At 60.0% G+C, this 18,614-nt stretch carries 15 protein-coding genes; 13 read left to right on the plus strand and 2 right to left on the minus strand.

Annotated elements, in window-relative coordinates; all coding sequences use genetic code 11:
- Position 1: 1 nt before the first annotated feature.
- Positions 2 to 1,477 carry a sensor histidine kinase gene (locus tag KUF55_RS06525; RefSeq protein ID WP_132364797.1) on the plus strand — a complete coding sequence of 492 codons (1,476 nt, stop codon included), beginning with the start codon at positions 2 to 4 and terminating at the stop codon, positions 1,475 to 1,477.
- Positions 1,478 to 1,573: 96 nt separating this feature from the next.
- Here KUF55_RS06525 and KUF55_RS06530 read toward each other — a convergent pair whose 3' ends face one another.
- Positions 1,574 to 3,094 carry a lytic transglycosylase domain-containing protein gene (locus KUF55_RS06530; RefSeq protein WP_218818358.1) on the minus strand — a complete coding sequence of 507 codons (1,521 nt, stop codon included), beginning with the start codon at positions 3,092 to 3,094 and terminating at the stop codon, positions 1,574 to 1,576.
- Positions 3,095 to 3,292: 198 nt separating this feature from the next.
- Here KUF55_RS06530 and KUF55_RS06535 point away from each other — a divergent pair, with 198 nt between their 5' ends.
- Positions 3,293 to 3,649, plus strand: coding sequence for an Rv2175c family DNA-binding protein (locus KUF55_RS06535; protein WP_210149847.1), 357 nt, complete (start codon positions 3,293 to 3,295; stop codon positions 3,647 to 3,649).
- A gap of 114 nt (positions 3,650 to 3,763) precedes the next feature.
- Here KUF55_RS06535 and KUF55_RS06540 read toward each other — a convergent pair whose 3' ends face one another.
- A complete protein-coding gene (locus KUF55_RS06540) occupies positions 3,764 to 4,870 on the minus strand; it encodes a polyprenyl synthetase family protein (RefSeq protein WP_132364801.1) in 1,107 nt (368 codons plus the stop codon).
- 99 nt (positions 4,871 to 4,969) lie between these two features.
- Between KUF55_RS06540 and dinB the strand changes: the two genes are divergently transcribed.
- From dinB to ftsW, 11 genes are all read left to right on the plus strand, one after another.
- On the plus strand, positions 4,970 to 6,154 hold the full coding sequence (gene dinB / locus KUF55_RS06545; RefSeq protein WP_218818359.1) for a DNA polymerase IV: 1,185 nt from the start codon (positions 4,970 to 4,972) through the stop codon (positions 6,152 to 6,154).
- Between the two features lie 192 nt (positions 6,155 to 6,346).
- Positions 6,347 to 6,724, plus strand: a complete 378-nt coding sequence (locus KUF55_RS06550) for a DUF3040 domain-containing protein (protein ID WP_132364805.1) — start codon at positions 6,347 to 6,349, stop codon at positions 6,722 to 6,724.
- Positions 6,725 to 7,285: 561 nt separating this feature from the next.
- Entirely contained in the window at positions 7,286 to 7,711 is a 426-nt protein-coding gene (gene mraZ, locus KUF55_RS06555) for a division/cell wall cluster transcriptional repressor MraZ (protein WP_132364807.1), read from the plus strand.
- Positions 7,712 to 7,889: 178 nt separating this feature from the next.
- Complete coding sequence (rsmH, locus tag KUF55_RS06560; RefSeq protein WP_218818360.1) at positions 7,890 to 8,885, plus strand: 16S rRNA (cytosine(1402)-N(4))-methyltransferase RsmH; 996 nt, start codon at positions 7,890 to 7,892, stop codon at positions 8,883 to 8,885.
- Between the two features lie 2 nt (positions 8,886 to 8,887).
- Positions 8,888 to 9,652 (plus strand): hypothetical protein, encoded by a 765-nt coding sequence (locus KUF55_RS06565; protein ID WP_218818361.1) that lies wholly within the window; start codon positions 8,888 to 8,890, stop codon positions 9,650 to 9,652.
- A 73-nt stretch (positions 9,653 to 9,725) separates the two neighbouring features.
- A complete protein-coding gene (locus KUF55_RS06570) occupies positions 9,726 to 11,558 on the plus strand; it encodes a penicillin-binding protein 2 (RefSeq protein ID WP_218818362.1) in 1,833 nt (610 codons plus the stop codon).
- A complete protein-coding gene (locus tag KUF55_RS06575) occupies positions 11,558 to 13,186 on the plus strand; it encodes a UDP-N-acetylmuramoyl-L-alanyl-D-glutamate--2,6-diaminopimelate ligase (RefSeq protein ID WP_132364815.1) in 1,629 nt (542 codons plus the stop codon). Before KUF55_RS06570 ends, KUF55_RS06575 begins: the two co-directional genes overlap by 1 nt.
- Before the next feature lie 13 nt (positions 13,187 to 13,199).
- Positions 13,200 to 14,678 carry a UDP-N-acetylmuramoyl-tripeptide--D-alanyl-D-alanine ligase gene (gene murF / locus KUF55_RS06580; RefSeq protein ID WP_132364817.1) on the plus strand — a complete coding sequence of 493 codons (1,479 nt, stop codon included), beginning with the start codon at positions 13,200 to 13,202 and terminating at the stop codon, positions 14,676 to 14,678.
- The gene (gene mraY, locus KUF55_RS06585) at positions 14,675 to 15,778 is read left to right on the plus strand and encodes a phospho-N-acetylmuramoyl-pentapeptide-transferase (RefSeq protein WP_132364819.1); all 1,104 of its coding nucleotides are present in this window, start codon (positions 14,675 to 14,677) and stop codon (positions 15,776 to 15,778) included. The genes murF and mraY overlap by 4 nt, the downstream gene beginning before the upstream one ends.
- Positions 15,778 to 17,304 (plus strand): UDP-N-acetylmuramoyl-L-alanine--D-glutamate ligase, encoded by a 1,527-nt coding sequence (murD, locus tag KUF55_RS06590; RefSeq protein WP_255557360.1) that lies wholly within the window; start codon positions 15,778 to 15,780, stop codon positions 17,302 to 17,304. Before mraY ends, murD begins: the two co-directional genes overlap by 1 nt.
- Positions 17,305 to 17,313: 9 nt before the next feature.
- On the plus strand, positions 17,314 to 18,612 hold the full coding sequence (gene ftsW, locus KUF55_RS06595) for a putative lipid II flippase FtsW (protein WP_132364823.1): 1,299 nt from the start codon (positions 17,314 to 17,316) through the stop codon (positions 18,610 to 18,612).
- The last annotated feature ends 2 nt before the right edge of the window (positions 18,613 to 18,614 follow it).

Here is an 18,614-nt window from a genome sequence, read left to right on the forward strand (position 1 = left end):
CTTGGCCATCTTCACTGACCAACTGCGAGAGACAGCGGATTTTGGTCCGGGAGATGAAGACTGGTTACACCTTTTGGTGGGGGACTGGCAGCTCGTCGCCGATCTAGCATTTGCGGATCTGGTGTTGTGGTTCCCGGTCCCCGGTGGGACGTACATGGCGCTTGCCCATGTGCGTCCCTCCACCTCCCACACGGTCTTCCATACCGACTTTGTGGGGGAGCGGATCCGTAAGGATCTTAAACCCTTGGTGGATGCGGCCTGGCAGTCCCAAGACATCGTGCGTTCGGATGCCGGAGACACGAGCGCCGGGGAGCACTCGATGCTCATCGAGGCGGTGCCGATGGTCCGCAATGGGCGGACCTTGGCGGTGCTCTCGGTGCACGTTGATCTTGCCGGGACACGGATGCCCTCGCAGATGGAACTAACCTACAAACAATGCGCCGAGGACCTTCTGCGCATGTGTACCCGAGGGCTGTGGCCGGACTTCGCCACGCCCACCGGTTCGCGGCGCGGCGCGCCACGTGTGGGGGACGGCTTTATCCGCCTAGATGCCAAGGCCGTGGTGCAATATGCCAGCCCCAATGCCGTCTCCGCCTACCGTCGCCTGGGCGCGGCACCAACGCTCGAGGGCAAGTCGCTCTCCGAGGCGACCATGGCGCTGGTCAAGGACCGCAGAATGACCGATGAGGCGCTGCCCCTGGTGGTATCGGGCAAGATGCCGTGGCGCACCGAGATTGAGTCGATGGGGGTGACCCTGTCCCTGCGCTCAATTCCGTTGCGTAATTCTCAGGGGCGCTACGGTGCCCTGGTCTTGTGTCGCGATGTCAGTGAGCTACGACGGCGGGAAAAGGAGCTGGTGTCCAAGGACGCCACGATTCGCGAGATTCACCACCGGGTGAAGAACAACCTGCAGACGGTAGCTGCCTTGCTGCGGATGCAGTCACGCCGCATGAAATCCGAGGAGGGTCGGCAGGGCCTGGATCAGGCCATGCGTCGAGTCGCCACGATTGCCGCGGTCCACGAGACGCTCTCGCAGGGTTTGAGTGAGAGCGTGGACTTTGATGAGTTGATTGATCGGCAATTCCGCATGATCGTGGAGATCGCCTCACCGGGGCAGCACGTGACCACCGAACGGACGGGTTCCTTCGGCCAGTTGCCGGCCGAACTGGCCACCCCGTTGTCCCTGGTTATCAACGAGTTGGTAACCAACGCCGTGGAACATGGACTGGTCGATCGCGATGGGACGGTGGGACTAGATGCCGAGCGCCGGCGTAATGCCGGAGGCGAGGACATCCTCATCGTCACCATCACCGATGACGGGGTGGGACTACCCGCCGGTCCGCGGCAGGAAGGGCTAGGCCTGCAGATTGTGCGCACACTCGTCAGCAGCGAATTAAGCGGAAATATTGACTGGGAAGATCGCACCGGGCCCGGAACTCGGGTCTTGATCGAGTTACCGGTATTAGCTAAGCGTTAGCCAGCGCCCCGGATAAGACGGGAAAGAGAAAAAGCGAAGGGCGGTGTGCGGATTTCTTTCGAAATCCGCACACCGCCCTTCGCCGTTCGGCGGGTATTAGCTGAAGTTCTTCATATGCGAGAGGATGCTGGCGACGTAGTGCTTGGTGTCCTCGTACATGCCATTGCGCTCCACACCAGCGGCACCCTGGTAGTAGTAGGCAATTCCCTTTTCGCGAGATCCGGCGCTGTTCTGGTGTGCACGAATGATCGCAACGCCGGCCGTGACATTGTCCTGTGGGTTCAGCAGGTCCAGCTGACGCCCGACCAGGCCTTCGGCCCACTCGCCGGCTGCAGGGATAACCTGCATGACGCCCACGGCGTTTGCCGGGGAGACCGAATCCATGTCGAAGCTAGATTCCTGGAAGGCGTGTGCCATGGCCAGTGCCGGGTTAACACCCATTTGTCGTGCGGTGCTGGCAACCATCGACTTCATCTGTGCCCGGGAGGGAAGATCACGGGACAGAAGTTCGGCCTTGTTCTCATTGGCGCTGTGGTTGGTTGAAGAACCATAGCTGCGGCCCAGGAACGAGTCCTTAATCCGCGGGGCGTTGCTGGTCGGCTTCACCGAGGAGGGAGCGGAGCTACTTGATCCGCCACCGTTAACCTTCAGCACCCGACCAATACGCAGGACTGTGGAATACGTCAATCCGGAGTTCAGTTTGAGCAGCGTGTTCTGCGGGGTGTTGGTCTTCACCGCGATGTGGCCCAGGGTGTCACCCGAAACCACGGTGTAGCTGCTGCTACCGGAGGTCTTGGTGGGTGTCGACGTTGATTTGGATCCGTTGGAGCTGCCCTTTGACGAACCGCTGACCTTCAACTTGTCACCGGGGTAGATCCGGTCAGTGGCCGAAAGGTTGTTCAACGACATGAACGCCGAGACCGACATGTTGTGACGGATGGCTATGGTGGAGGGGAAATCTCCGGACTTGACCGTATAGGTGCTGGAACTCGACGAGTTTGAGCTGTTGCTAGAGCTCTTGGAGTTTCCGGAACCCGACTTGCTGGACCCGAAACGAAGGGTCTGACCAACCATAATGGTGTCGCCGGAAGGGTTTCCGGCCGCGTTGCGCACCGCCGAGAGTGAGACGCCAAGCTTCTTGGCGATGGTCCCCATGACATCGCCGTTCTTCACTGTGTAGCTCTGTGCCTTGTCGGATGACGATGAGTTGCCCGAGGACGATGACTTTGATGAGCTTCCGCTGAGCTTGAGCACCTGACCGGGGTAAATCCGATCGGAGGAGAGCTTGTTAAACTTTTTCAGTTCGGCGATCGAAAGATCGGTCCGTACAGAGATGTGGGATAGGGTGTCGCCGTTCTTCACGGTCGTGGTGCCACCCTTGGCCGCCATATGAATGTTGACGCCGGGCACCTGGACGGCAACCAGATTGGCGCTGATGCGGGCCTCTGCGGCCTTGACCATCGCTGGGGTAGCCGCCTTGGGCTGCAACAGGTTCCGGGCTGGGAGCTCTGCCGCTTCTGCGGGTACAGCGAGGGATCCGAGGACAACTGCGGGGATTGCGACTGTAGCGACTGCGCTGCCAATGGCTCTAACGCGATTGTTGTGTGCAAGGGACATGAAGCGATCCTTTGGGTTGGGGCAAGGACGTATCAACAGCCGGCATCGGGACACGTGAGATGCACTCATGTGCCCAATGTGACTCAAGTTGCGGATGTGACTAATGTGAATTTACACCACGGCCAGTGCTTTGTGAAAGATCCCACGAACTAAATTTCCATTTGGCTCCAGATCGACCCTCGAATGTGGGACGCTGGAATGGTGAGCAATCTTGAGAAACTTGTGGCCGACTGGCTGCCCCTGCCCGACCTAGCCGAAGCGCTGAACGTATCGATTAAAGGCGTGCATAGCCTCATCGACGAACGCGCCATCATCGCCGTCCGTGTGGGCGCGCGAAATATTCGCAGCGTACCCGCAGCCTTCCTGTTTGACGGCGGCATTGTCGAGAGCCTGAAGGGCACGATTTCCGTGCTGCAAGACTCCGGCTATAACGATGAAGAGCTGATGGTGTGGCTCTTCACCCCGGACGAGTCCCTGAACGGAACTCCCATGGACGCGCTGCGCGCTGGACGCAAGACGGAGATCCGTCGTCGCGCCCAGTCCCTGAGCTGGTAGCCAATAACCTTTCGATGATATTCGTCTCTGCATGAGGGACAACGTAAAACGGCGACGTGCATCAATTCCCCCTTCCGGTGGGAATGTCAGCACGTCGCCGTTTTGCTGTCCGTATTAGGAGGTGCGGCGGATGGCCGCTAGGCCCAGAGTGCGCAGCCCGTGGCGAGCCAGCGGAGGAACACTGAGTCCATCCAGTGCCCCGAGTCCCTGATCTGAGAGCTCGGCGATGGAACGCTCGGTAGCAGCGAGGGCTCCACAGGATTCCAAAAGAGCACTCATGCGCTCGACCTCATCGTCGCGAAGGTCATCGGCACCGAGTCGGGACTGAATGAATTCCTGATCGGCTGGGGATGCGAGTGTGAGTGCGTGGGCGATGATTTCCGTGCGCTTGCCTTCACGAAGGTCATCGCCAGCAGGCTTGCCCGTGACGCTAGGATCTCCAAAGACGCCCAAAACATCATCGCGCAGCTGGAAAGCCTCACCCAACGGAAGCGCGAACTGAGAGTATTCCTCCAACAGATTCGCGTCAGCCCCGGCCAGCGCACCGCCTAATAGCGTCGGATTTTCCACCGAGTACTTCGCCGATTTATAGCGCACGATCGTTCGGGCACGCTTGACCGCTTCGGCCGGGCCGTAGGACGGGCCGGCGGACTCTTCCAACACATCAAGGTATTGGCCGGCCATGACCTGCGCCCGCATTCGATCAAAGATCGTGCGTGCTTCGGGAACCACCGGGTTGATCGTTGCAAAAAGTTGTTCGCTGAGGGACAGGCACAAATCCCCGGCCAAGACCGATGCCGCCTCACCGAACCGCTGAGCGTCTCGCTGCCAGCCCGAGGCGCGGTGCAGGGACTCAAACCGGCGATGTACGCTCGGCTGGCCGCGACGGGTGTCGGAACGGTCAATCAGATCATCGTGAATGAGAGCTGCTGCCTGGAAGAGTTCCAGAGCGGCACCGGCGATGACGATGTCATTGGCCTCGGGATCGCCGCCGGCCCCCAGATATCCCCAAAAGGCAAAGAGCGGGCGTAGGCGCTTTCCTCCCTTGGTGAGATCATCAATGGCGGTGACGATTTGGGCAGCTGCGGGTGCAATCTCGGAGATGACTTCATGCTGCTGCGCGAGGAACGTCGAAAGTAATCTTTCTAGCCGTTCCGAGAATTCTGCGGAAAGTTCCCGTGCCGCTTTCGAGTCGGAAGTGTCCGCGGCATTAAGAGTCATGATTCCCATCCAGAGATTGCGCAAAGTGAGGTTTCCTTAACTCTAGCTGGGCCACCGTCACCCAGTGGATTGTCGGAGTCTTTGGCTAGACTTCAAAATATGGTTCAGGGTAAGGTTCGAGCGATTTTGCACGTCGACATGGATGCCTTTTTCGTGTCCGTCGAACTACTCACTCGCCCCGAGCTGGTGGGGAAACAAATCATCGTTGGGCATGTGGGGGAGCGCTCGGTGGTCCTTTCGGCCTCCTATGAATGCCGCGCGCTGGGCGTGAAATCGGCCATGCCGATGTCTATTGCTATCCGCATGGCGCCGCAGGCGATAGTGATCGAACCAACACAAGGGCTGTACCGTACGTACTCCGCAAGAATCATGGAGATCTTCCGCGAGGTGACACCTCTGGTGGAGCAACTCAGTGTGGACGAGGCCTTCCTGGATGTGACGGGAAGCATGCGACGTCTGGGCCCGCCACCGGTCATTGGCACCATGATTCGAAAACGACTTCGCGATGAGCTTGGGCTGCCAGCCAGCGTGGGGATTGCTTCTTCCAAGTTCGTGGCAAAGGTTGCTTCAACCGGCGCGAAACCCGATGGCATGCTGGTAATTCAGCCAGAACGTACCTTGGAATATCTCCACACGCTGCCCGTGGGTGCACTTTGGGGCGTTGGAGCCAAAACGGCTGAGGTGCTTCGGGAGATGGGCATCGGCACCGTGGCACAGCTGGCCGCGACGCCGGAGAACACGTTAAGTAGGAGACTTGGCACGACGGGGAACCACCTTTACGCGCTGGCGTGGGGACGCGACGACCGCGCAGTAGAAACCGAGCGTGAGGAAAAGAGTATCGGTGCCGAAGAGACCTTCGCCGTGGATCTATGGGACGAAGAGGCACTGCGGCGTGAAATTCTTCATCTGGGTCATCGAGTCGCTGCCCGGCTACGCCAAGCCAACAAGGTCGCTGGGGTTGTAGCCCTGAAATTGCGGTACAGCGATTTCTCCACACTTTCGCGTAGCAGAACCCTCCCTGTGCCCAGCAACGCGGCCGGCGAGCTGGTGGGAGCCATCGAAGGCTTACTCGAAAAACTTGGAGCCCGGCCCCAAGCGGTACGTCTGGTCGGGATTCGGGCCGAAAAATTGACGGAGGCTGGAGGGGGAATGCAATTGAGTTTTGATCCACGTGATGACAATTGGCGACAAGCGGAAGCGACCATGGATCTAATCAGTTCGCGGTTCCCTGCTGGCGCTCTGCGACCAGCATCTTTGCTTGAACGCGGTCAAAAGGACAAATAGACTGAGTAACCCGCTGACTCATTAGCCGTGAGTATGCTCAGAGTTGAATCCTGACTACCTTATTAGGAAGTTTCGGGACTATTCTGGAAGAAGTAGCCAGCCAGCCTGATCGGCCGGGAACATTGCCAAGACGTTATACGTTCAAGTAGGTATAGGCGAGAGCCTTGACCGAGAAGTGAAAGGGAAGAGACGATGCCACTTTCCGAGCATGAGCAACGTCTTCTGGAGCAGCTGGAGAAGCAGCTACATGAGGATCATCGCTTTGCCTCGACGATGAAGTCTGCGTCGACGGCGGGGAACTACTCAACGCGAAACCTAGCTTTGGGTGCTTTGACCGGCATCGTAGGACTCGGAGTGCTGATCTACGGGGTTTCGAGTCAACTAATCCTTATCGGTGTTCTTGGGTTCATCGTGATGTTTGCCGGTGTGTACCTAGCGCTCTCTCGGCGTGGTGGAACCAAGAAGAATGGCTTGCCAGGCACCCCAAAAGCGCCGCAGAAATCAGGATTCATGAGCGATCTCGAAAACAAGTGGGAACAGCGTAAACGCGACGAACACGGTTCTTCCTAGGCCGGTACCGGCTAACCCTTCGGAGAACTAGCGCTCCGGACCTATAACTTCAGCCAAGGCTCATTTTCATGAGCCTTGGCTTTTTTATGCCCCAAAGGTCGTCAAGACAATTCTGACGAACGGGGTCGGCATCGAGCCATGCTGCCAAATTGTTCATCGTGAACGACGACGCGCCCAATATCACTAATCGACGTAATTTATATTTCTGGGCTTTTGGCGCCCCCTCCTAGCGTGGATTCCCATGTCCTCCACTTTGCTCCCTACTGCTCGGGGTGAACTCTCCACTGGTCACGAGCTCGGGCGGAACACCCACGTGAAGCCGCGGATTTCCGCAGATGACGATGTGCCCTTCGTCACGGCTCGCTTTCTGGGAGTTTGATCTGAATCTAAAACCCTCCACCCCGCACCACGGCTCGTATGCCCCGGAAAATCAACAGTTTTCGCTAGATTTTCACCGCAAAATGCCGAATCGTTCGTTGACAGTGGAGGCTTGTGGAGTAAAGTGGAGCGAAATAGAGGGAATTGGAGCAAAGTGCTTCTTCTAGCCGGAAGGCGGTAGGTATGTTCCTCGGAACGTATACCCCGCGTCTGGATGAGAAGGGGCGTTTGATCCTCCCGGCCAAGTATCGGGACGAATTAGCCAATGGTTTAGTTCTGACGCGAGGCCAGGAACGTTGCATTTACGTCTTTAGTCAACGTGAGTTTGAGAAGCAGCATGAGCAAATGAGCCAGGCTCCGATCTCTTCACGACAGGCACGAGACTATGCGCGTGTTTTCCTCTCCGGTGCTTCGGATGAATTGCCGGATAAGCAGGGGCGGGTCACCATTCCGTCGATGCTTCGTTCATATGCGGGGCTGGACCGAGAGGTTACAGTGATCGGCGCGGGCAACCGAGTCGAGATTTGGGATTCCACGGCGTGGAATACCTACCTCGTTGAACAGGAGAACGTGTTCTCCGAAACGGACGACGAAGCACTTCCGGGCTAAATAGTTACCAACACGGTGACTCAAGGCTCAACAGTGGCTTGGACGAGATCTCCAGCCGCCCGTGCAACGCGCATCCTGACTCCACTTCCCCGGAGCCAGGCTGGGTGGACGCGGGTCGGAGGGGGATCTGGTCTCAGCCAAAACTCATAGGTAGTAGGCCCACGCGAAAGGGGGAGCGGTGAACTTAGATGGATCCGCAGATCGGCCAACATCCGAACGCCACGTTCCGGTGTTGCTCGAACGTTGCGTAGGGCTTTTGGCGGACGGTATCGAGGCAGGCATTGCCGCCCGTGGCCGTGCGGTTGTTGTGGACTGCACCTTGGGGATGGGTGGGCATTCTGAAGCACTCCTCCAGCGTTTCCCCGATCTGCACCTCATCGGGTTGGATCGCGACGAGCAGGCCTTGGCCTTGGCCGGGGCACGCTTAGCTGGATTTGCCGAGCGCACCGACCTGGTCCACGCAATCTATGACGAGATCGCCGACGTCGTCGCCGACTTGGGCTTTGATGGTATTGATGGAGTGCTCTTCGACCTCGGGGTTTCTTCCCTGCAGTTGGACGAGCGGGACCGCGGCTTCGCCTATTCCTACGACGCTCCGCTGGATATGCGTATGGATACCTCGCAAGGGCCCACCGCCGCAGACATTATTAATGAGTACAGCGAAACCGAATTGGTCCGCATTATCCGCGCTTGGGGCGAGGAAAAGTTCGCCGGGCGTATCGCCTCTTCCATCGTTGAAGCTCGCAAGCTCAAGCCCTTCAGCACCACCGAAGAACTCGTGACGGCAATCCGATCCGTGGTTCCGGCAGCTGCAGCACGCACCGGGGGACACCCCGCCAAGCGGACATTCCAGGCACTGCGCATTGAAGTCAACGAGGAACTCGACGTCTTGGATCGAGCCATCCCCGCTGCCATGGGCGCACTGCATGTTGGTGGCCGGGTTGTGGTGATGAGTTATCACTCGCTGGAGGACAAGATCACCAAGCGGCACTTCGCCGCCGGTTCAAAATCCTCGGCACCTGCTGGCTTCCCCGTGGAGTTGGAAGAACACAAGGCGCAATTCAAGGTCCTCACCCGAGGAACCGAAAAGCCAACTGACCAAGAAATCGCAGAAAACTCGCGGGCAGCTTCAGCAAAGCTGCGAGCCGTGGAACGCATCCTGAAGAGGAGCTGAGAATGAGCAACCGGACCCCCAGCCGCGTACGTTCGCGCGTTATCGAACATCCGGCAACGCAGGGTGCCAATGCGCTCAGCCATGCCCCGCGACCCATCCCAGCCTCGCGTCCGGAAGAGTCCACCGCCAAGCGCCGCACGACGCTCTCGGTGGTCCCGGAGATCGGTTCCTCGCGACGGATTCCCTTCCTCGTCACCATCCTTGGTTTGGTTATTGCCTCGGTTGTTGCGGTTCTGCTCATCAACGTCGCCATTGCCAACGGCCAGTACACCGCGGTGGATCTGCGCGGACAGGAACGTTCGCTCTCCCAGGAGAACGAGGCATTGCGTCAGAAGGCGTTGTACCTCGAAGCTCCTCAGGTGGTAGCCGCAAAGGCTGAAAAATTGGGCATGGTGAAACCGGGAGCTCCGGCGGCCATCAACATTGAGTCCGGAAAGGTCTCTGGCACTCCGACAGCGGCCAAAAAGCCCGACGCTGATGCCAAGGCAAGCAATGTTTCCCTAGACTCTCCGGTCAAACCCGAGCCGCCGGTGGAAAAGGTTGTTTCCGCGCCCATCGTTCAGCCGGCACCGGCTCCCGTTGCGGCCGAAGTCCCTGCCAGTGAGCCGGAGGCAGTCGAACAGCCTGCCACCACGCAGGAGGCAACCAAGAGCATCGTCAGCGAGCCATCCGAGCAGGCCGGCACCGATAAGCGTCCGGACTTTTCCGCGGCAGAGCTCAACGGGGGAACGATTCCCGCTCCGAGCTTGAAGACACCGGGGCAGTAAACACCCAGACTTGAACCGTCCACTAACCACCTAGAGCACCACCAACCCACGCCCGGTATGAGCTGAGGACCGCATGTCAAAATTATCCCCAACCACCACCGGAGCAACGCATCCACGCTTACGCATGGTTTTGGGCATTGCGTTGGTGCTCTTGTTGGCCATTGGTGGGCGGTTGTTTTTTGTACAATCACTCAACGCCAAGGCCGTCGCTGCAGCAGCTGTTGATAACCGCACGCGGGTCCAAGAAACCCAGCCCAAGCGTGGACAGATCCTTGACGCAAGCGGTGCCATCATGGCCACCAGTGTTGACCGTTATGACTTGGTTGTAGACCAACGCAAAGTCGAGGCGGCCAAGCCGATCGTGCGCGCCCCCATCTCCGGCGGTGCCAAGCGTGAAACGGTTTCGGTTGAACAGACGGTGAGCGAGTTGGCCGACATCCTCAACCAAGACGTCGCCACGGTGCGCAACGCGGTGGTGGGCGCCGAGGGAGCAAAACCCAACGCCTATTCCGTTGTTGCCAAGGGCGTGACTCCCGAGGTGCGTAACGCGGCCATGGAACTAGGTATCCGCACCCTAACCGGCCAATTGCGCAGCGAACGCCAGTACCCCAACGGGGTGGTCGCCGGACCGGTCCTGGGATTCGTGAAGAACTCCGATAACCAAGAAACCCATGTGGGTGCCGAGGGCCTTGAACTGAGCCAAAACGATCATTTGACCGGAGAAGCCGGAACCAAAACCTACGAGGTTGGTGCCGACGGCGTCAGAATCCCGGTGGCCGAGACGACCGAAGTTCCTGCAGTTGACGGCCAAGACGTTAAACTCACGCTCGACAGCGACATCAACTTCATCGCCCAAGAAGCGGCATTAAAGAAGCAGAAGCAGTTTAACGCCGAATGGGTCTCGGTCTTGGTCACCGAGGTGAAGACAGGTCGCATCATCGCCATCGGGGATTCGAACCAGATGGACCCCAACGACCCCAGCGCGACCGAAGGGAAGTTTCGCACCTCGGCATCGATCACCCAGGCCTTTGAGCCCGGCTCCACCGGCAAGATGGCCACCTTTGCCTCCGCATTAGAGGAGGGCGTGATCAAGCCCACCGACGCCTTCAGGGTCCCGAATGCCTACAAGATCAACAACGAAGTCATCAACGACTCAAAAAAGCACACCACCTATGACATGACGGCCGCGGGAATCTTCGCTCGCTCATACAACACCGGTACCGTGATGATCGGCAACAAGATGAGCAACGAGACTCGCTTCAACTACTTGAAGAAACTTGGCATTGGTTCCGCCATCGACATCGGCCTCGGCGGTGCCAGCAAGGGCATCTTGGCCCCGGCCGAGGACTGGGAACGCCGCCAGCAGTACGCGATCATGTTTGGTCAGGGCTACACCCAGACGGCACTTCACACGGCACAGGTCGCCCAAACCATCGCCAATGGCGGGGTTCGCATCACGCCGACGCTGATCGATTCCTACATCAATCCCGATGGAAGCATCGAAACACCTGCCGCACCAACGAGTGAGCGCGTTTTCTCCAAGGCGACCACCGATCAGATGCTCAGGATGATGGAAACCGTGGTCTTGGAGGGCACTGGCACTAAGATGGCTGTGTCCGGTTACCGCGTTGGCGGTAAATCGGGCACCGGCCAAGCTGCCGGCGAATCCGGCGGATACGACGGATATACCAGCTCGTTTGCCGGTGTGGCTCCACTGGATGACCCCCAATTTGCCGTCGTGGTGACCATGTATCGTCCGAAGGGCGACTGGATCTCCTGGAGCGTCGGTGACACCTTCAGCGAAGTCATGGGCAAGACTCTTAATGCCTACAACGTTGCTCCGAGCGATTCAAAGCCCAACGGCTACAAAGTGTTCATCGGATCCGAACAAAAGAAATCTTGGTAATGCCTGAAGCACTCTCCCCCCGGGCGGCCGAAGCACTGCTTCGCCCCACCCGAGCAAGCAACACACCACTGAACGCCATGCTCGAGTACCTGCATGAAACCGGACGTGGGGCCACCGTCGTTGGCGACGGTCGACTAGGTGTCACCGGGGTCTGCCTCGACTCTCGTGCCGTATTGCCGGGAGACCTGTACGTCGGCGCCCCCGGGGCTCGCTTTCACGGGGCACAGTTTGCCCAGGATGCGGCTCGCGCCGGGGCCGCGGCGATCCTCACCGATGAGGAGGGCGCCTCGGCCGCCTCAGCGCTGGGGCTTCCGATGCTGCTGGTTGATGCTCCGCGTGAAGTCATCGGCGAAATTTCCGCGCTGGTCTACGGGACCGATGAAAAATGCCCCGAGCTCTTTGGCCTGACCGGAACCAACGGCAAGACCACCACCAGCTACATGATCCGTTCGGTGCTCCGCGCCCTGGGTAAGGAAACGGGCTTGGTGGGAACCATTGAAATTTCCGCCGGCCAAACCCCGATTCCCAGCATCCTCACCACCCCGGAGGCACCCCAGCTGCATGGGTTGATGTCGCGGATGCGCGAGTTGGGCGTTAACGCCGCCACCATGGAGGTCTCCTCCCACTCACTGGCCTACCACCGGGTGGACGGGCTACGCTTCGCCGTCTCCGGCTTCACCAACTTGACCCAGGACCATCTTGATCTGCACGGGTCGATGGAAGAGTACTTCGCTATCAAGGCGATGCTCTTTGACTTAGAACGCAGCGACCGAGCGGTCGTCATCGTTGATGATCACTGGGGCAGCAAAATGGCGGCGCACGCCACCGCCGAGGTCATAACGCTGTCCACCGGCCCCGAGGTAGTTGAAGCCGACTGGGCCGTGACGGATGTACGTCCGGCCGGTCTGGGACACCACTTCACCCTGAGCGGCCCGAATGGACTTCGACTCACCGCGAAGACCGGGCTACCGGGAGACTTTAATATCTCCAACGCCGCGCTGGCCGTCCTGATGGTGCTGGCCTCCGGCGTAGATCCGCAGACGCTGCAGCAGGCACTGGATCGAGCCGATCCGCTCACCGTAGAGGTTCCCGGGCGCATGCAGGTCATCGCGTCGGAACCGGCCGCCATCGTCGACTTCGCCCATAACCCCGACGCCTTGGCCCGGGCACTTTCCTCCGTGCGCCGTGACGAGGAAGGATCGCGCGTCTTCGTGGTCTTCGGAGCCACCGGTGAACGTGATGCCACCAAACGCCCGATCATGGGTGCGGTGGCCGCCCGGCATGCCGATGTGGTCATTGTCACCGACGACGATCCGCACTCCGAAGACCCGGCCCCGATCCGCGCAGCGTTGGTCGCGGGCGCACGCGCTGAGATCAAAGCTCACGGCCTCACCGCGGTCGTACACGAGATCTACCCGCGCGCCGCCGCAATCGCCGCAGCGGTGGCCATGGCGGGGGAGAAGGACACTATTTTGGTGGCCGGACGTGGCCACGAAGTCTTCCAAGAGGTCATGGGTGTGAACCTTGAGCTCGATGACCGCGAGGAATTGCGTCATGCCCTCCGCGCCAATGGCTTCACGCCCTTGGGCTCGTCGTCCGATTCCTTCGAACCAACGGATGAAGGGTAAAGTCCTAGGTGCCATGATTGATCTTCTTTCCGCCGAAATCGCCGAAATTACTGGCGGGCGACTCACTTCAACGGCTAGCGCCGACCAACTTATTCGCGGAGTCGATACCGACTCACGATCCTGTGAAACCGGATGGCTTTTTGTTGCCAAGCCGGGGGAGTCCTCGGATGGACACCACTTCATCGGATCGGCCATGAGTAGGGGCGCCGTGCTGGCCCTTGCCGAGCACGAAACCCACGCCGAGGACGGTTCCGTTCACCCGGCCATCATCGTCCCCGATGCCGTTATCGCCATGGGGGACCTCGCCGCGGCCATCGTGGCCCGGCTTAAGGCCTCCAACTCCCTGCGTGTGGTCGGTATTACCGGTTCGGCCGGCAAGACCACCACCAAGGACCTGTTGGCCTCCCTGCTCTCGCAGCTGGGTCCGACGGTTGCCCCGGTGGGTTCCTACAACGGCGAAGTCGGCGTACCGCTGACCGTCTTCCGGGCCACCTCCGAAACCAAGTACCTGGTCGTTGAGATGGGTGCCACCGGCGTGGGACACATTGCCTACCTCACCGAGATGGTGAAGCCCGAAGTGGGTGTGGTGCTCGGAGTCGGTTCGGCACACGCCGGCGAATTCGGTGGCATCGCGAACATCGCCAAGGCCAAGGGCGAAATGGTTGAGTCGCTCTCCGCCGACGGACTTGCGGTGCTCAACCTCGATGACAATCTGGTGGCCGCCATGTCCGCGCGGACCACCGCCGTGGTGCGTAACTTTGGTGTGCAACGCACCAACGACGCCAACGCGGTGGGCGTTTGGGCCCAGGGCCTCGAGGTCAATGCGGAGGGTCACCCAGAATTTACCCTGGTCTTCGCCGATCACTCGGCACACCGAATCACCTCCGGCCTCATCGGCCGTCACCACGTGACCAATATTCTTGCCGCGGCCACCGTCGCGGAATACCTCGGTGTGGCTCCGGCTATCATCGCCGCGACGTTGCAGGGCCTTGGCCCGGCCAGCCGCTGGCGGATGGAACGGTTTGAGCGCGCCGACGGGGTGAGCATCATCAACGATGCCTACAACGCCAACCCAGATTCGATGCGGGCAGCGCTTCGCACCCTGGCCGAACTCGGCCTGCCGGACGCGACGGGCAAAACTCGACGCACCTGGGCGGTGCTCGGCGAAATGCTTGAACTCGGTGATGAATCACGGCACGAACACGACTTACTGGGTCGTGTTGCCGTCCGGATGAACATCAAGAAGCTGCTGGTCATCGGCCGCGGTGCCAAGTTGGCCTACAACTCTGCGGTGCTCGAGGGCAGCTGGGGAGACGAGGCCTACTACGCCGAGAACATCGAGGACGCAACACAAATCCTTACGGAGAACCTTCTTCCCGGGGACATCGTGCTTTTCAAATCGTCCAACGGCTCCGGCCTGCGGCACCTAGGCGATGCCATCGCCGGAATCAATAGCGGTGCTACCACCGCAGAGGGAGGTTCGGCACTGTGATTGCCCTCATCGCCGGATCCGGCATCGCCATGGTTTTCACCATGGTCATGATGCCGTTGTTTATCCGCCTACTGACGCTTAAGCAATACGGCCAGGTCGTCCGCGACGACGGACCAACCAGCCACGCGACGAAGTCTGGCACGCCCACCATGGGCGGTGTCATCATCATCGCCGCGGTGATCCTGAGCTACTTCATCACCCACGGGTTGCTGGCCCTGCTGGGTCGGCCCAGCGCCGGGGTGAGCGCCAGCGGGTTACTGGTGTTGTTGCTCTTTGCCGGCATGGGACTCGTTGGCTTCCTTGATGACTTCATCAAGATCGCCAAGAAGCGCTCGCTGGGACTGCGTGCCTGGCAGAAGATCGTGCTGCAGGCCGTGGTGGGCATCGGCTTCGCCGTCCTGGCGCTGAACTTCCCCAACGCCCAGGGACTGACTCCTGCCTCCACGGCCATCTCCTTCTTGCGTGACACCTCCATCGATCTGGCCTTCGCCGGACCGCTGATTGGCTTGATCCTCTTTGTGCTGTGGTCCAACCTCATCGTCACCGCCACCACTAACGGTGTGAACCTCACCGACGGTCTGGACGGGCTGGCCACCGGCGCCGCCATCATGGTCTTTGGCGCCTATACCCTCATCGGTATCTGGCAGCAGAATCAGGCCTGCGGTATCCATGAGGTAAAAAACGTTTGTTACACCGTGCGTGACCCCATGGATTTGGCCCTGCTCGGGGCGATCTTCTGCGGCGCGTTGATCGGCTTCCTCTGGTGGAACGCCAAACCGGCAAAGATCTTCATGGGTGATACCGGATCCTTGGCCATCGGCGGCGCGATTGCCGCGTTCGCCATCCTCTCGCGCACCCAGATTCTGCTGCTTGTCTTGGCCGGACTCTTCGTGATCATCGCCCTTTCGGTGATCATTCAGGTCGGCTTCTTCAAACTCTCCGGCGGCAAACGTGTCTTCAAGATGGCACCGCTGCAGCACCACTTTGAACTCTCCGGCTGGGCCGAGGAGAACGTGGTGGTTCGGTTCTGGATTCTTGGTGGGCTCTTTGTTGCCGCGGGTCTGGGCATCTTCTATTCCGAATGGGTCGTGGCACTCTAATGCTTAACAACCTTGATCACCTCACTCGCTGGGAATCTGACTGGAAGGGACTGCGGGTAGTTGTTGCGGGCCTGGGACTTTCCGGGTTCTCCGCCGCCGATACCTTGATCGAACTCGGTGCCCACGTTGTGGTCATCGACGGCGCTGACACCGAAGTGAACCAATCACGGGGCGAGACCCTGAAGATCGTCGGAGCCACCGATGTGCTGCTCGGCGCGGCGCACCTTGATGAGCTGCCGCTGATCAACGGGCTGGCACCGCAACTGCTGATTGCCTCTCCGGGATGGAATCCGCGCCAACCACTGCTGGTGGCAGCGGCACAAGCCGGGATCGAAATCTGGGGCGACGTTGAGTTGGCCTGGCGCGTGCGCGAAAAAGAGGGCCGCAAGCTCGCCGAGTGGGTAGTGATCACCGGGACCAACGGCAAGACCACCACCGTGTCCATGACCGAAGCGATCTTCCAGGCCGCGGGCCTGCGGGCCATCGCCGCGGGCAACGTGGGTACCCCAATTCTTGATGCCATCCGTGACCCCGAGGGGTTCGACGTCATCGCCGTGGAGCTTTCCTCCTTCCAACTGCATTACACCCACACCATGTCCCCGCTGGCCTCCGTGGTGCTGAACATCGCCGAGGACCATGTCGATTGGCACGGTGGGTTTGAGTTCTACAAGGCCGACAAGGCCAAGATTTATGAGCGCACCCGGGTTGCGGCGATCTACAACGCCGAGGAAGCCGTGGTTGAGGCCATGGTCGAAAATGCCGACGTGACCGAGGGCTGCCGCGCCATCGGCTTCACCACTAACGTTCCCGGGCTGAGCATGGTGGGTGTGGTGGATGGACTGCTGGTTGACCGCGCCTTTATCGAGGACCGGAAGAATTCGGCCGCGGAGCTGATTGCCCTTGACCAAATCGGTGAGGTGGTTCCGCGGCACACCGCGTCGAACGCCGCAGCCGCAGCCGCCTTGGCCCGAGCCTTCGGGGTTGAACCGGAGGCCGTGGCCAAGGGACTAAGCTCTTTCGATTCGGGAGATCACCGCATTCAGGCCGTCGCCCGCCGCGATGACGTGCTCTGGATTAACGATTCCAAGGCCACCAACCCGCACGCGGCAAACGCCGCCTTGGGTGCCTTCTCCTCGGTGGTGTGGATCGCCGGAGGACTATCCAAGGGAGTGGAATACGACGATCTTGTCACCGCCCACGTCAAGCGCCTCAAAGCGGTGATCGTCATCGGAACCGACACCACAGCATTGCTCGGTGCCCTACAGCGACACGCGCCGCAAGTACCGGTGATCATGGCCGAGGTGCGCGAAACTGGTGTGGAGACGCCGACAGGATCCGCCGTGGCCGGGGATGGCTCAGCAGTCATGGCGCAGGCCGTGAAGCTAGCGGCCGAGATTGCCACGGCGGGGGACACCGTGCTGATGGCTCCGGCGGCGGCATCCATGGATCAATTCACTTCATACGCACAACGCGGAAACGCCTTCATCGACGCGGTACGCGCGTTAATGGGGGAAGAAACTAGCTAAGGAGCTCTTGTGAGCGGCACATCCCGTACTCCACCAGGCAAGGGCGCAAAGGCCGGCACGCCGGGCCGCAAGCCCGGCCGGGGTTCGGAATCCCGCGGCTTGAGCAAGTGGTTCACCCGCATTGAGGATCCCACGCTGCGCGGGGCCCAAATCAACTACTACGTGGTGCTCGGCACCACCCTGGCGTTGACCTTTATGGGTCTGATCATGGTCCTGTCCTCCTCCTCCGTAGAGGCCATCGCCAAGAACAAGTCCGCCTTCGGCGATTTTTCCAAACAATCGCTGTGGGCAGTGGTCGGCGTCATTTGCATGATGGCCCTGCAACAGGTTCCAGTGGCGAAGCTGAAAAAACTTGCGTGGCCGGCGTTAATCATTGCCACGGCACTCTTGATGCTGGTATTGATCATCGGCAAGGAAATCTACGGCAATAAGAACTGGATTTACATCGGTCCATTCTCGATCCAGCCCTCCGAGTTTGCCAAGGTCGCACTCGCACTCTGGGGCGCCTGGGTGGTGGAACGCAAGGCCAAGCTGATGGACCAGTGGAAGCACGCGGTGATTCCCTTGCTGGTGCCCTTTGGGCTGCTGGCCGTGGGCCTGGTGCTGATCGGCCGCGACCTCGGCACCGCCCTGATCTTGCTGCTGATCCTCGCGGTGGTGATGTTTGTAGGTGGCGCCAATGCTCGGATCTTCGGGATTGCGGGGATAGCCGGACTGGTCGGGGTGGTGCTGATGGTTATTCTGGCGCCGAACCGCATGGGCCGAATCTTGGCCTGGCTGCATATCGCCTGTGGCGACACCAACGACTACTGCTATCAGGCGGAGCAGGGCCTGTACGCCCTGGCCTCCGGTGGCTGGTTTGGCGTGGGCTTGGGCCAATCGCGACAAAAGTGGTCACACATTCCGGAGGCTCAAAATGACTTCATCTTCGCGGTGCTTGGCGAAGAATTGGGGCTCCTGGGCACCATCTTTGTGATCGTTCTCTATGGCATGCTGGCGGTGGCGATGTACCGGATCGCCGTGCGCGCCGGAACCATCTTTGGTCGTGTTGCCATCAGTGGCATCATGGCCTGGATCATTGGCCAGGCGTTCATCAATATCGGTATGGTCACCGGACTGTTGCCGGTCATCGGTCTGCCGCTGCCCTTTATTTCCTCGGGCGGTTCGGCGCTTCTCGCCACCTTCTTAGGCGTCGGGGTGGTGCTCTGCTTCGCTCGCGATCAGCGCTCCAGGCTTCAACGCCCCGGAACCCGTAACGGACTGCGTGCGCTGCTGGCTAAGTCCCGCGGCACCACTCCCACCAGCTGACC

The organism is Paeniglutamicibacter sp. Y32M11 (genome assembly GCF_019285735.1).
In the GTDB taxonomy this organism is placed as follows: Bacteria; Actinomycetota; Actinomycetes; order Actinomycetales; family Micrococcaceae; genus Paeniglutamicibacter.

What these genes read in the sequence shown, in the direction of transcription:
- KUF55_RS06535 (WP_210149847.1), top strand. Translation starts at nt 3,293, where the DNA reads ATGGTGAGCAATCTTGAGAAACTTGTGGCCGACTGGCTGCCCCTGCCC.
- murF (WP_132364817.1), top strand. Translation starts at nt 13,200, where the DNA reads ATGATTGATCTTCTTTCCGCCGAAATCGCCGAAATTACTGGCGGGCGA.
- KUF55_RS06570 (WP_218818362.1), top strand. Translation starts at nt 9,726, where the DNA reads ATGTCAAAATTATCCCCAACCACCACCGGAGCAACGCATCCACGCTTA.
- dinB (WP_218818359.1), top strand. Translation starts at nt 4,970, where the DNA reads ATGGTTCAGGGTAAGGTTCGAGCGATTTTGCACGTCGACATGGATGCC.
- KUF55_RS06575 (WP_132364815.1), top strand. Translation starts at nt 11,558, where the DNA reads ATGCCTGAAGCACTCTCCCCCCGGGCGGCCGAAGCACTGCTTCGCCCC.
- KUF55_RS06540 (WP_132364801.1), bottom strand. Translation starts at nt 4,870, where the DNA reads ATGACTCTTAATGCCGCGGACACTTCCGACTCGAAAGCGGCACGGGAA.
- KUF55_RS06565 (WP_218818361.1), top strand. Translation starts at nt 8,888, where the DNA reads ATGAGCAACCGGACCCCCAGCCGCGTACGTTCGCGCGTTATCGAACAT.
- murD (WP_255557360.1), top strand. Translation starts at nt 15,778, where the DNA reads ATGCTTAACAACCTTGATCACCTCACTCGCTGGGAATCTGACTGGAAG.
- KUF55_RS06530 (WP_218818358.1), bottom strand. Translation starts at nt 3,094, where the DNA reads ATGTCCCTTGCACACAACAATCGCGTTAGAGCCATTGGCAGCGCAGTC.
- mraZ (WP_132364807.1), top strand. Translation starts at nt 7,286, where the DNA reads ATGTTCCTCGGAACGTATACCCCGCGTCTGGATGAGAAGGGGCGTTTG.
- KUF55_RS06550 (WP_132364805.1), top strand. Translation starts at nt 6,347, where the DNA reads ATGCCACTTTCCGAGCATGAGCAACGTCTTCTGGAGCAGCTGGAGAAG.